Origin of the sequence: Actinotalea sp. JY-7876, from assembly GCF_014042015.1 — a bacterium.
In the GTDB taxonomy this organism is placed as follows: domain Bacteria; phylum Actinomycetota; class Actinomycetes; order Actinomycetales; family Cellulomonadaceae; genus Actinotalea.
Genome location: NZ_CP059493.1, coordinates 2,014,552 through 2,027,906 on the forward strand (window position 1 = coordinate 2,014,552; position 13,355 = coordinate 2,027,906).

At 74.0% G+C, this 13,355-nt stretch carries 10 protein-coding genes and 1 pseudogene; all 11 read left to right on the forward strand.

Going from position 1 to position 13,355, the window contains the following annotated elements:
• Window positions 1-18 precede the first annotated feature (18 nt).
• The 11 genes and pseudogenes from H2O74_RS09415 (at window position 19) to H2O74_RS09465 (ending at window position 13,350) form a co-directional block, all read left to right on the forward strand.
• Window positions 19-3,462 (forward strand): FUSC family protein, encoded by a 3,444-nt coding sequence (locus tag H2O74_RS09415; RefSeq protein WP_182111351.1) that lies wholly within the window; start codon window positions 19-21, stop codon window positions 3,460-3,462.
• A gap of 138 nt (window positions 3,463-3,600) precedes the next feature.
• Window positions 3,601-3,906, forward strand: a complete 306-nt coding sequence (locus tag H2O74_RS09420) for an urease subunit gamma (RefSeq protein ID WP_182111352.1) — start codon at window positions 3,601-3,603, stop codon at window positions 3,904-3,906.
• A gap of 3 nt (window positions 3,907-3,909) precedes the next feature.
• The gene (locus H2O74_RS09425) at window positions 3,910-4,773 is read left to right on the forward strand and encodes a hypothetical protein (protein WP_182111353.1); all 864 of its coding nucleotides are present in this window, start codon (window positions 3,910-3,912) and stop codon (window positions 4,771-4,773) included.
• 109 nt (window positions 4,774-4,882) lie between these two features.
• Window positions 4,883-5,191, forward strand: a pseudogene (locus H2O74_RS09430) (urease subunit beta); the annotation flags it as partial.
• Window positions 5,192-5,322: 131 nt separating this feature from the next.
• Window positions 5,323-7,047, forward strand: a complete 1,725-nt coding sequence (gene ureC / locus H2O74_RS09435; RefSeq protein ID WP_182111354.1) for an urease subunit alpha — start codon at window positions 5,323-5,325, stop codon at window positions 7,045-7,047.
• A 6-nt stretch (window positions 7,048-7,053) separates the two neighbouring features.
• Window positions 7,054-7,746 (forward strand): urease accessory protein UreF, encoded by a 693-nt coding sequence (locus H2O74_RS09440; protein WP_182111355.1) that lies wholly within the window; start codon window positions 7,054-7,056, stop codon window positions 7,744-7,746.
• A 39-nt stretch (window positions 7,747-7,785) separates the two neighbouring features.
• On the forward strand, window positions 7,786-8,418 hold the full coding sequence (gene ureG / locus H2O74_RS09445) for an urease accessory protein UreG (protein ID WP_182111356.1): 633 nt from the start codon (window positions 7,786-7,788) through the stop codon (window positions 8,416-8,418).
• The gene (locus H2O74_RS09450; protein ID WP_182111357.1) at window positions 8,418-9,431 is read left to right on the forward strand and encodes an urease accessory protein UreD; all 1,014 of its coding nucleotides are present in this window, start codon (window positions 8,418-8,420) and stop codon (window positions 9,429-9,431) included. The genes ureG and H2O74_RS09450 overlap by 1 nt, the downstream gene beginning before the upstream one ends.
• 37 nt (window positions 9,432-9,468) lie before the next feature.
• The gene (locus H2O74_RS09455; RefSeq protein WP_182111358.1) at window positions 9,469-10,404 is read left to right on the forward strand and encodes an urea transporter; all 936 of its coding nucleotides are present in this window, start codon (window positions 9,469-9,471) and stop codon (window positions 10,402-10,404) included.
• Window positions 10,405-10,447: 43 nt separating this feature from the next.
• On the forward strand, window positions 10,448-11,260 hold the full coding sequence (locus tag H2O74_RS09460; protein WP_182111359.1) for a hypothetical protein: 813 nt from the start codon (window positions 10,448-10,450) through the stop codon (window positions 11,258-11,260).
• A complete protein-coding gene (locus tag H2O74_RS09465) occupies window positions 11,257-13,350 on the forward strand; it encodes a YhgE/Pip domain-containing protein (protein WP_182111360.1) in 2,094 nt (697 codons plus the stop codon). The genes H2O74_RS09460 and H2O74_RS09465 overlap by 4 nt, the downstream gene beginning before the upstream one ends.
• Window positions 13,351-13,355 lie beyond the last annotated feature (5 nt).

Below are 13,355 nucleotides of genomic sequence, written 5' to 3' on the forward strand. Positions count from 1 at the left end.
CAGGCCTACGCTCCTGAGGTGGAGACCATCTGGCTGGTCCTCGGCGTCGTCGTGCTGGCTGCCACGCTGGTCGACGTCTTCCTCACCGCGCTCAACTACGACGAGGCGGGCTACCTGGCGGGCCGGGTCGCCAGCTGGCAGTGGCGTGCGCTGCGGCGCGTCACGCGCCGGCTGCCGCGACGCTGGCGGCCCCTGGCGCTGCGCCAGGTCACCGGGCTGCAGCTCATCGCCACCATCGTGGTGTGGCTCTTCGGGGTCATCACCGGCTTCGGGCTGATCTACCTCGGGCAGATGACCCGCGGCGCGTTCTCCGTCACCGGCACCGGGGCCCGGCTCGACCTCTTCGACGCGCTCTACTTCAGCGCGGCACAGCTCGCGACCGTCGGCGGCTCGGCGCTCACGGCGGAGACCGACGTCCTGCGGTTCCTCAGCATCGCCGAGTCGCTCACCGGTGTGCTGCTGCTGTCCCTGGTGCTCACGTTCCTCCTCGGCGTCTACGACGTGATCGGCGACCTCAACGCCCTGTGCCAGCAGTTCGTGCCCGCCGAACGAGGGGCCGGGTCGGCGGTCGCCACGCTCGCGCCGTACATCCGGGGCGAGGAGGTGCAAGGCCTCGACGGGCACCTCGACGGCGTCGCCGGCGCGCTGGGCAGCTACGTCTCCGGGCTGCGCCTGCACCACGCCGCCTACTACTTCCAGAGCGGGCAGGACCGGTTCGCGCTCCCCTACGCGCTGCGCATGGTCGGGGACACGCTCGGCGCGCTGCGCTGGGGCCTGCCGTCCGGGCACCCCGCCACGAGCGAGCCCGCGCTCGTCCCGCTCACCTTCCAGCTGCTCGAGCTCGGGGACTACCTCCAGCGGCGCCACGGCTGGCGGAGCGAGGCGGTCCCGTCCGTGGTCACCGCCGAGGAGTTCGCGCGGCAGGTCCGGGCCGATCTCCCCCGTCGTCCGGACGACGATGCCTGGGTGGCGCGCTTCGTGCACGTCGACCGCGACATGGCACGGCTCGCCGGGGTCGAGCCCCTCGCCGACGTGGACGACGCGTACCGCCGGTACAGCGCGTGGCTGCCCTTCGCCTACCGCACGCAGCAGACGACGCTCGCCGTCAGCACGGACCTCGACTACCGGCCCATGATCGTCAGCGACGAGCCGGTCTCGATCCTCCACGGGGAGGGCTCGCTCGCGCTGCGCCGCCTCGAGGGCGACGACGCCCTGCCGTCGGCGGCGCCGCCGCCGGCGCCGCCCGGGCCGCGCGGCCGGCTGTCCCGGTGGCAGGCCTTCGTCGACGAGCACGTGGCCCAGGTGGACCCCGGCTACGTCAGGCTGCGCGCCGCGAGCCGGGCGGTGCTCGCCGCGGTGCTCGGCGCGGCGTCCCTCGCGCTCGTGTTCCGCGCGACGGACGTGACCGGCGCGACGTCGGCCGCGATCTTCGGCGGCTTCGTCGGGATGCTGGGCACCGGTGTCTCGGCGGGACGCACGCGCCGGGCCCGCCAGATGACGAGCCTCCTGCTCCTCGTGCCGGTGGGCCTCGTGGTGGTGCTCGGCGCGCTGGCCTCGGGCTCGCGCCTCCTGACCGCCGTGCTCCTGGTGGGCGTCGCGCTCGTGGGCGTGTGGGTCGGACGGTTCGGGCCGCGGTGGGCGGCCCTGGGCCGGATCGCCTTCCTCGTCTACTACTTCGCCCTCATCCTGCGCCTCGAGCTCGCCGACGCCCCGCTGTACGCCGCCGCCGCCGTGACGGGGGTCCTGTGGGCCTACGTCATCAGCCACGTCGTGCTGCCCGACAGGCCCCGCCAGACGCTGCAGGCGGGCATCGACGGGCTCGGCCTGCACCTGGTCGCCTCCATGGGCACGCTGGTCGACGCCGTCTCCTCGGGCCGGTGGGACCCGGACATCGGCCGGCGGGTCGCCGTGGACACCCGTCGGCTGCACCGGACCGCGGCCTTCCTGGCGGGGACGCTGGCCTCCGACGAGGAGGCGGGCGTCGACCCGGTGCGCAGCGCCGAGCTGCGGCTGCGCCTCTTCGACCTCGAGCTGGCGTCCGTCAACCTGACGATGGCCGCCCGGGCGGTCACGGGCACCGCGTACTCGCTCGAGATGCGCGGCCGGCTGGCCGGGCGGCTCGCGCTGCTCCAGGCCCACCTGGCCGCCACGACGGGACGCGCGGGCATCCCCGGTGCGGCGCCGTCGGGACCGCCGCCGAACCTCGAGCCGTGGCCCGCCGGGCCGGCCCCGGCCACGTGGCCGGGACCGGCACGCGCCCTGCACGAGGCGGCCGAGGAGCTCTACCGGGCGACCGACCGGCTCCACGGCGCCGAGGAGGCCGCTCTGGCCGGGACCGCGCCGCCCCGGCCCGACGTCGACCTCGACGTCGACGATGGCGCGCTCCTGGAGCTCGAGCGCGCCACCGCGGGCCCCCCGGAGCCCGCCGAGGGCCGCGGCATGGCGCCGACGACCAGGCGCGCCCTGCAGGCCGCCGTCGCCACGGGCGTCGCGCTGGCCGCCGGCGAGCTCGTCTCGACCACGCACCAGTACTGGGCCACGCTCGCGGCCTACCAGGTGCTGGGCGGCACCGACGGCGAGACGTTCGTCAAGGGGGCCCAGCGGGTCGCCGGGACCGTGGCCGGTGCGGTGGTCGGGTTCACGATCGCCCTCAGCACCGGCTCGGACCCCGCCGTGCTCTTCCCGGTGCTCGTGGTGGCGGCCTTCGCCTCGACCTACTACCGCCCCGTCTCCCAGGCCGTGTCGACCTTCTGGGCGACCATGATCTTCGCCATGATCTACGAGTTCCTCGGGCGCCTGACGACGCTCGCGATCGAGATCCGCGTGCTCGAGACCCTCTTCGGTGCCGTGGTCGCGCTCCTGGTCGCCTGGTGGGTGTTCCCCACGCGCACCCGGACCAAGCTGAACGCGGACGCCGGGCGGCTCGCGGCCGACGTCGAGACGGTCGTCCTCGGCAGCCTGGAGCGCATGGCGGGCAACGAGGCGATCTCGCGCGCCGCGATCGACGACCGCCTCCTGGTCGTCAACCAGGACGTCCGCAGCGTCACCTCGACGGCCGCGCCCCTGCGCCGGTCGGCCGGCGCGCTGGAGGCCGGGGGCGTCGAGGCCCAGCTCACCACCGTCTGGGCGCTGACCTCGCACACCCGCCACCTGGCGCGGGCGGTGCAGTACGCCGTGGGCGTCGGCACGGAGCTGACGCCGCAGGAGTGGCGCGGGCTGCGCGACGTCACGAGCCAGAACTTCGCGGCCCTGAGGGACACCCTCGCCGACCGGCTGCCCGGTCCGCTACGGGAGGACCTGGGCCTCGAGCGGCGGGACGCCTCCGGCGGGCCCGCGGCGCGGACCGACGACCTCGTCCTGCACGAGCTGGAGCGGATCAACCAGACCGTCACGCTGCTGGTCAGCATGGTCTCCCCGGGGGCGGGCGCCGGCGCGGCGCCCGCCGACGCCGCGGCCCGCTGAGCGCACGCTCGGCAGATCCGCCCGTCCCTTTCGACCGAATCGCGCCCAGCACTGTCGCATCCGGCGAGGGCGTCGTATGGTCGAGAAACGACTTCTGGCGGCCCCCGCGCCATTCCAACTTCCGGAAGGCGTGGACTCATGGACCTCACTCCTCGTGAGATCGAGAAGCTGTACGTGTACCAGGTCGCAGAGATCGGACGACGTCGTCGGGAACGCGGCACGAAGCTGAATCTCAGCGAAGCGCAGGCACTGATCTGCGAGGCGATTCTCGAAGGCGCCCGCGACGGCAAGTCCGTCGCCGAGTGCATGGAGCTCGGAAAGCACGTGGTCGCCGAGACCGACTGCATGCCCGGGGTGCGAGAGCGGCTGCCGCTGCTCCAGGTCGAAGCGACCTTCCCGGACGGCAGCAAGCTCGTCTCGTGCCACGACCCCGTGGCGGCCTGAGAGATGTCGCTGGCCGACGAGGCCACCCGGCTGCTGCTCGTCGCAGGCCACGAGAGCGACGGCGGGATCGGCCTCGAGCCGCTCCTCGACGCCCTGCCCGGCGCGGTGGTCGCGACCGCCGGGCGACGCCTGCACGACGCCGTCACCCGCGCCCTGACCGAGGGTGCGGAGCGCGTCGCCGTGCTGCCGATGACGTGGGGCCGCGACCCGGTGATGGTGGCCGACGCGGCGAAGACGCTGCGCTGGCTGGACGCCGGAGCCGGTCGCGGACGCCTCGCGCTGTGCGACGACTTCGGCACGATCGACCACCTGGTCGCCGCGCTGCGGCGTGCGGCGACCCGCACCGCCGCGGCGGAGCCGGGCGCCGCGATGGTGGTCGTCGCACGCGCCGCCGACCCCTTCGACGACGCCGAGCTGTACCGCGTGGCCCACCTGGTGCGCACGCACGGCGCCGGGGTCCCGGTCGAGGTGGCGTGCGTGGCCGGCCCGGGTGACCTGGCCGACGTCGTGCACCGCACGCGACTGCTGGGCGCCCGCGGCGTGGTGCTCGTTCCGGCAGGGTTCGGACTGCCGGACGGCGTCGACGGGTTCGCCGGGACCACGTCCTACGGACCTCTCGTCTCGCGCGCGGCCGTCCTGGAGGTCGTCCGCCGCCGGCGCGACGCCGCACTGCACGCGCTGGAGCACGGGCGGACCGGCATCGAGGCCGGCCTGCTCGCCGACCACGGCCACGGCTACGCCCACTCCCACGGGATCGACGGCGATGCCGGGCACGGCCACCCGCACGGGCACGGCCACCCGCACGAGCACCCGCACGGCACCGTGCCGGCCGGGTTCGAGCTGGCGGAGAGCCGGCCGAGCGGCTGAGGGCCCAGGTCCGGTGCGAGGGGGCGCGCACCGGACGGACGACGACGCACGGCAGCACACACGCCCCCGCGGCATGCATGGATCACCCAGCAACCCGGAGGGCACGACGATGCTAGGCAGCCCGAAGTACCACCACAGCGACGATGACATCGAGATCAACGCCGGGCGACCCACGGTCACCCTGACGGTGACCAACACGGGTGACCGCGGCATCCAGGTCGGGTCCCACTTCCACTTCTTCGAGGTCAACCGCGCCCTGCGGTTCGACCGCGAGCTGGCCTACGGGATGCACCTCGACATCCCGGCCGGCACCGGCGTCCGCATCGAGCCGGGCGACTCGCGCGAGGTCACGCTGACCGCCTACGCGGGCAGCCGGCGGGTCATCGGGTTCAACAACCTCGTCGACGGCGGCCTGGACGCGCGCCAGACCCGCATCGACGCCTTCGCACGCCTGGCGGCGGGCGGCTTCCAGAACGAGCCGTCGGGGTCGTCCTCCGCCGGTGACCAGGGCGCTCCGCGCACCGACTCCGCCAAGACGAAGGACAGCTGATGGCCATCATCTCGCGCAAGCAGTACGTCGACCTGTTCGGCCCGACCACCGGCGACCGGGTCCACCTCGCGGACTCCAACCTCGTGATCCAGATCGAGAAGGACTACAACGAGGGCAACTACGGCGACGAGGTCGTCTACGGCGGCGGCAAGACCGCGCGCGACGGCATGGCGGCGGACCCGCAGGTCACCAGCGCCACGGGCGGCCTGGACCTGGTCATCACGAACGTCATCGTGCTCGACCCGATCCTCGGCGTCGTCAAGGGCGACATCGGGATCAAGGACGGCAAGATCGTCGGGATCGGCAAGTCCGGGAACCCGCACGTGCAGCGCGGGGTCGACCCGCGGCTCGTCGTGGGCGCGGTCACGGAGGTCATCGCCGGCGAGCACCTCATCGCCACGGCGGGCGGCATCGACAGCCACGTCCACTACATCTCGCCGCAGCAGGGGCACGCGGCCCTGTCCAACGGCATCACCACCCTCTTCGGCGGGGGCACCGGCCCGACGGACGCGACGAACGGCGTGACCACCACGCCCGGCGCCTGGCACCTGCACCGGATGCTCCAGGCGGCCGAGGACATGCCGGTCAACATGGGCTTCCACGGCAAGGGCAACGGCTCGCTGCCCGGCCCGCTCATCGAGCAGATCCGGGCGGGGGCGTCCTCGCTCAAGGTCCACGAGGACTGGGGCGCCACCCCGGCGGCCCTGGACAACGCCCTGACGGTCGCGGACGAGTTCGACGTCCAGCTCTCCGTGCACACCGACAGCCTCAACGAGTCGGGGTACGTGGAGGACACGCTGTCGGCGATCAACGGCCGGACGATCCACACGTACCACACCGAGGGAGCGGGCGGCGGGCACGCGCCGGACATCATGAAGGCGGCCAGCCACCCCAACGTGCTGCCGTCCTCGACCAACCCGACCCTGCCGTACACGGTCAACTCGGTCGACGAGCTGCTCGACATGGTCATGGTCTGCCACCACCTGTCGCACGACATCCCGGAGGACGTCGCCTTCGCGGACTCGCGCGTGCGCGCCGAGACGATCTCCGCGGAGACCGTGCTGCACGACGAGGGCGTCCTGTCGATGTTCTCCTCGGACTCGCAGGCCATGGGGCGCATCGGGGAGTCGTTCATGCGCGCCTTCCAGACGGCGCACCACAACAAGGACAAGCGCGGGTCGCTGCCGGAGGACTCCGCGGCGAACGACAACTTCCGGGTCCTGCGCTACCTGGCGAAGATGACGATCAACCCGGCCATCACGCAGGGGGTCTCCGACTACATCGGCTCCCTCGAGGACGGCAAGATCGCCGACATCGTCCTGTGGTCGGTGAGCGGGTTCGCCGCCAAGCCCAAGATGGTCATCAAGGGCGGCCTCATCAACTGGGCGCTCATGGGCGAGCCGAACTCCTCGCTCCCCACCCCGCAGCCGGTCTTCTACCGGCCGATGTTCGGGGCGTGGGGCAAGGCGACGCAGGCGACCCGCGTGTCGTTCATGTCGCAGGCAGCCATCGACCTCGGCGTCCCCGAGCGGCTGGGCCTGGAGAGCCAGGTGCTGCCCGTGCGGCGGTGCCGCGGGATCGGCAAGGCGCACATGGTGCGCAACGACCGCACGCCCGTGATCGACGTCGACCCGGAGACCTACAAGGTCACCTACGACGGGACGCCGGCGCACATCGAACCCGCCCAGTCGCTGCCGATGACCCAGCTCTTCTTCCTGGCCTAGGCAGCCATGAGCACCGACCCGCTCGGCCTCCTGGTCAGCCTCCAGCTCTCGGACTCCGCGTTCCCGAGCGGCTTCTACACGATGTCGCACGGGCTCGAGGGGTTCAGCCAGGCGAAGCTGGTCAGCCAGGGCGGTGTCGGTGCCCTGCTGGAGGACCTGCTGGTCCACTCTGTGGGGCCCGGCGACGCGACGGCCCTGGCACGCGCCCACGACGCCGCGGCCGCCGGCGACTGGGAGGGCGTGCGGGTGGTCGACCGGACGCTCTACGCGTCGAAGCTCAACGGCGAGATGCGCCGCGCATCGGTGCGCAGCGGGCACCAGCTCACCGACGTCGCACGGGAGGCGCTCGGCGGGCCGGAGCTGGACGAGTGGGCCCGGGGGCTCGCGGCCAAGGAGTCCCCGGGCTGCCAGCCCGTCGCCACGGCCGTCGCGTACGCGGCGGCCGGGGTGGGGGCCGAGCAGGCGGTCGTGTGCGACATGTCGGCGTTCGCCGTGAGCTTCCTCGGCGCCGCGCTGCGCCTGCGCCTGGCCGACCACCGGCAGGTCCAGGTGATGCTCCACGCCGTCGGACCGGTGATCGCGGCGCAGGCCGCCGCCGCGGTCGACCGGCCGCTGGAGGACCTCGGCGGGTGCGTCCCGATGGCCGACGTCATGTCCGCCCAGCACGAGCGCGCCGACGCCCGGCTCTTCGCGAGCTGAGCGGGCGCACCACCACGACGGATCGAACGAAGGAGACCCATGAGCGAGAACGTGCTGAGGATCGGGATCGGCGGCCCCGTCGGCTCCGGCAAGACGGCGCTGGCCGAGGCGCTGGTCCCCCGGCTCCTGGCCGCCGGGCGGCAACCGGCGGTCATCACCAACGACATCTACACCCAGGAGGACGCGCAGCACGTGCGGCGTGAGCTCGCGGGGGTCCTCGACCCGGCCCGCGTGGTGGGCGTGGAGACCGGCGCGTGCCCGCACACCGCTGTCCGGGACGACCCGACGATGAACCTCGCGGCCGGCGCCGAGATGCTGGAGCGGTTCCCGGACGTCGACACGCTCCTCTACGAGTCCGGTGGCGACAACCTGACCCTGACCTTCTCCCCCGCCCTCGCGGACGTCTTCGTCTTCGTGCTGGACACCTCGGAGGGCGAGAAGATGCCGCGCAAGCGTGGCCCCGGCATCACCGACTCGGACATCCTGGTGATCAACAAGGTCGACATCGCGCAGTACGTCCGCACGAACCTCGACGTCATGGAGTCCGACGCCCTGCGCGTGCGCAGCGGCAAGCCGGTGGTGCTCACCAACGCACTGACGGGCGACGGCCTCGAGCGGCTCCAGGACGAGATCATGGCGGTCTGGCACGGCCGCAGGTCCGCGCTGGTCTGATGGCCACCGAGACGCTGGTGCCGGCCCCGCCCGCCGTGCCCGCCCCGCCGGCCCAGGCCCCCGTGCGCCCGTACGGCGGGCACCGGGTCCAGCCGGGGCACTACGAGCCCCGGCGGGTGCCGCCGGAGGTCGCGCGGTACGCCGGCGTGCTCGACACGCTGGCCGTCGGGAGCCCCGGCAAGGTCGGCGTGCTGCAGCTGGGGTTCGCGCTGGGCGCCCACGGGACGGAGCTGGTGGAGCACTACCAGAAGTCGCCGCTGCAGATCATGCACCCGCTCTACTACGACCCGCAGCGGCCGGACATGCCCTACACCTACCTGATGTCGACCGGTGCGGGGATCCTCCAGGGCGACCGCCTGCGGACCGACCTCACCTTCGGCGCGGGCACGTCCGCGCACGTCACGACGTCGGCCTACACCAAGGTGCTCAAGATGGAGCACGACTACGCCGTGGCCCAGGTGAACCTCGACGTGGGGCCCGACGCCTACGTCGAGTACCTGCCGGACCCGGCCATCCTGTTCACCGACGCCAGGCTCTACCAGCGCACAGCCGTGACGGTGGCGGAGTCGGCGACGCTCCTCGCCGGGGAGACCGTCGTCGCGGGGCGGCTGGGCCGCGGCGAGCGCCACCGGTACACCGTCCTGGCGTCGGACTTCGAGGCCCGTCGGCCGGACGGCACCCTCCTCGCGCTCGACCGCGTCCGCCTGGCCCCGGTCGCCGGCGCGTCGGGCGGGCCCGCGGTCATGGGCGGCCACGACGTGCTCTCGATGCTCTACGTGCTCACCCGCCGGGCGCCGGCCGCGGAGCTGAGCGACCTTCTGCACGACGAGCTCGCCGCGACGTTCGCCGGCGCGCTGCGCCTCGGGGTCAGCACGCTGCCCGACGACTCCGGGGTCTGGGTGCGGATGCTCGGGGACGAGACCAGGACGGTCACTCTCGCGGCGACCGCCGCCTGGCGCGCCCTGCGCCTGCACCTCACCGGGCTGCCTGCGCCCACGGTCCGCAAGACCTGACGAGGGCGGCCGCGCGGCGGCCGCCGAGGAGGACGGCATGGCATCGACAGGAGCAACGGCGCAAGCGCCCGGTACCGGCACCGCACTGACCGGGCGGGCCTTCGCCCACGGACTGTCCCAGATCTTCTTCCAGGCGAACGTCTGGACGGGTCTGCTCATCCTGGCGGCGTTCGTCGTCGCCGACGTGCGCATGGCCGTCCTCGTGGTGATCGGCACCCTGGTCTCGACCGCGACGGGTGCGCTCATGGGCGCGCGCCGGCAGGACCTGCGGATCGGCATGCAGGGCTACAACGGGGCCCTGCTCGGCGCCGCGGTCTTCGCCGCGATGGGCGGCGCGCAGGCGTGGTCGTACGTGGCCACGGTGGTCGGCGCCGTCCTCTGCGCGCCGGTGATGTGGCTCTTCGTGCGGCTCTTCGCCACGAGGCCGCTCGCGCGGTTCGACCTGCCGGCGACGACGGCACCGTTCTGCACGGTCGCGGGCGTGGTCTACGCCGTCACCATGAGCCTGCACGTGAGCTCGACGCCCCAGCACGTCCCGGACGAGGTCGGCCGGTCCTTCCTGCGGTCGCTGCTCACGAACGTCTCCGAGGTCGTGCTCGTCGAGAGCGTCTGGGCCGGGGCGCTCATCCTGCTCGGCCTCTTCATCGCCTCGTGGCGGGTCGGGGTGGCGGCGGTCCTCGGCAGCGTCGTCGGAAGCCTGTGCGCGCTCGCCCTGGGCGAGAGCAGCGAGACGATCGGGAGCGGCCTGGCGAACTACTCCGGCGTCCTGACCGCCATCGCGCTCGCCGTCGTCTTCCTGCGCAGCACCGTGGCGGCGTGGCTCTACGCGACCCTGGGCGCGGCGCTGACCGCCGTCCTGACCCTGCTCCTCACCGACGCCACGAGCGCACCGCACTACACGTGGCCCTACATCCTGACCACCTGGGTCCTGCTGGTCGTCGCGGCCTTCGTGCCGGCGCTGCGCCGCACATGAGACGCGTGGTCGGCCGCCCGCCCCGTGGGAGCGAGGTGGGCGTGTGCAGATCACGATGAGCGACGTGCACGTGCGCGGCCGCCGCGCCGTGATGCTGGAGCTCGGCGGCCTGACCCTCACCACGGGCCAGGCCGTCCTCCTGGCGGGCGAGCCGGGGCAGGGCCTGACGGCGCTGGCCCTCGCCGCGACCGGGCGCCTGTCCCCCTTCGACGGCACCGTGACCCTCGTCGACGACGACGGCGCGACGACCACCGACCCGGCCGAGCTGCGCCGGGTCACGGCGGTGGTCGACCTCCCCGGCGTCTCCGAGCCGGACGACGCCGTCCCGCTCGGCACGGTGGTCGCGGAGGACCTCGCGCTCGCCCGCGTGCCCGCGGGGCCCGGGGCCACCCGGCGCTGGCTCGCCGAGCACGACCTGAGCGACCGTGCCGGCCTGCGCGTCGACGACATCCCCGGCGACCTGCGCACCGAGCTCCTCGCGACGCTGGCCGCCGAGCGGCCCGATGTCAGGTTCCTCGTGCTGACCATGCCCGAGCGCCACGGCGGCGAGCCGGCGCGGTGGTGGCAGCTCGCCCAGGAGCTCGCCGCGCTCGGCTACGGCGTCCTGGTGCAGTGCAGCCGCTCCTGCGCGCGGGACCTGGGCGCTGACGTGCCCCCGGCCCGGAGCGAGGCCGACGCGCCGGCCCCCGTCGAGGCGCTGCGCACGACGCCGCCCGCCGCGCCCGCGCGACCGCGCACCGGTGCGCCCGAGAGCACGGACCCGACCCAGCTGCTCGACGCCGCCGACGAGCCGGAGCCGGCGCCGCGCCGCCGTCGACGCGCAGGGCGCGCGACGCGGGACGGACGGGAAGGGTGACCGCCGTCCACCTGGCGATGTCGGAGCTCCGCCGCGTGTGGGCGGGGACGCTGCCACGCCTGGCCGTGCTGGCGATGATGATCATCCCCTCGCTCTACTCCGGCCTGTACCTCTTCGCCAACGAGGACCCCTACGGTCGTCTCGAGACGGTGCCGGCGGCGCTCGTCGTCCTGGACCGCGGCGCCACCAGCGAGAACGCGACCGACGGCACCTCGCGCGAGGTCGACTACGGCGAGCGCGTCGCCTCGCGCCTGCTCGACGGCGACGGCGGCTTCGGGTGGGTGCGGACCTCGCAGTCCGACGCGGAGGCCGGCGTCCGGTCGGGCCGCTTCGACTCCGCCCTGATCATCGGCCCCACGTTCTCGCAGGACCTCGTCTCGTCGGCGCGCTTCCAGCCGCAGCAGGCGAGCCTGACCCTCCTGACCAACGACGCCAACAACTACCTCGCGACGACGATCGCGGACACGATCGTGGGCAAGGTCCGGGACTCCATCGCGGAGGAGGTCGGCACCGAGGCCGCCGACACCTTCCTGCGGGGCTTCGCCTCGATCCACACCAACCTCTCGAGCGCCGTGCAGGGCGCGCAGGAGCTCGAGTCGGGCGCCGCCCGCCTGTCCCAGGGCACGGTGGAGCTCGTCACGGGCACGGCCGAGCTCGCGACGGGCGCGCAGCAGACCGCGAGCGGCGCCGCGGAGCTGGCGGCCGGCGCCGACCGGCTCGCCGCGGGCGCGAGCACGCTGGCGTCGGGCGCGGGCACGCTGGCGGACGGGCTGGCGACGCTGCGCAGCCGGACCGCGGACCTCCCGGCCCAGACGGCCGCGCTCGCCGTCGGCGCCGGCGAGGTCGCGGGCGGTGCGGCCGAGGCGGCGCACGTCGGCCGAGAGGCGGTCACGACCACGCGCGAGGCCGTCGCCGCGCTCGACACGGCCCGCACGGACCTCGAGGCGGCGCTGGGGCCGCTCGTGGCCGAGGGGCGCCTGACCGAGGCGGAGGCGGCCGAGATCCGGGCGCTCCTCGAGGACTCCCGGGCGCCCGTGGCCTCGCTCGTGACGCAGGTCGAGGACGCCTCCGGCCGGCTGGACGAGCTGAGCGACGGCGCGGCCCAGGTCGCCACCGGCGCGCGCGAGCTCGCGGACGCGAGCCCGGCCCTCACGCAGGGCATCGCCACCGCGGCACAGGGAGGCCAGGAGGTGGCGGCGGGCGCGGCCGAGGTGAGCTCCGGGGCGGCCACCCTCGCGAGAGACCTGTGCACGCTGGCCGCCGGCACGACCCAGGTCTCGGACGGCGCCGCGCGGCTCGCGTCGTCGAGCGTGACGCTGCGCGACGGCACGTCCGAGCTCGGCTCCGGCGTCACGCAGCTGCGCGAGGGTCTGCAGCAGGGGCTCACCCGCATCCCGGACCTGGACCCTGACACCGAGCGCGAGACGGCGCGCACGATCGGCAACCCCGTCGAGGTGGTCAGCGACACGATGGCGCGGGCGGGCACCTACGGCGCGGGGCTCGCACCGTTCTTCATGTCGCTGGCCACGTGGATCGGCGCCTACATGCTGTTCCTCCTCGTGCGCGGGCTGTCGTCGCGCGCGCTCTCCGCCGGCGCACCCGCGGCGTGGGCCGCGCTGGGCGGCTGGATCCCGCCGGCGCTGATCGGCGTCGGGCAGGTCGTGGTGATGTTCTCCCTGGTCGCGTTCGCGCTCGACATCCGACCCGTCCACCCGATCGGCACGCTCCTGCTGCTCCTGCTCGCCTCGGCGACCTTCGTCGCGGTGCTCCAGGCGCTGAACGTGTGGCTCGGAACCGTGGGACAGTTCCTCGGCCTCGTCCTCATGCTCGTCCAGCTGGTCACGGCCGGCGGGACGTTCCCCTGGCAGACCATCCCGGAGCCCCTGCGCTCGCTGCACCGGGTGTTGCCGATGTCGTACACGGTCGAAGGGCTGCGGCAGACGCTCTACGGCGGCGACCTGGGGACGGTCGCGCGGGACGTGGCCGTGCTCGTCGCGGTCCTCGTCGTGGCGCTGGGCGCGACGACGTACGCGGCCTACCGGCAGCGGGTGTGGAGCCCGGCGCGGCTCCAGCCGGAGCTCGTCCTGTAGGCGGG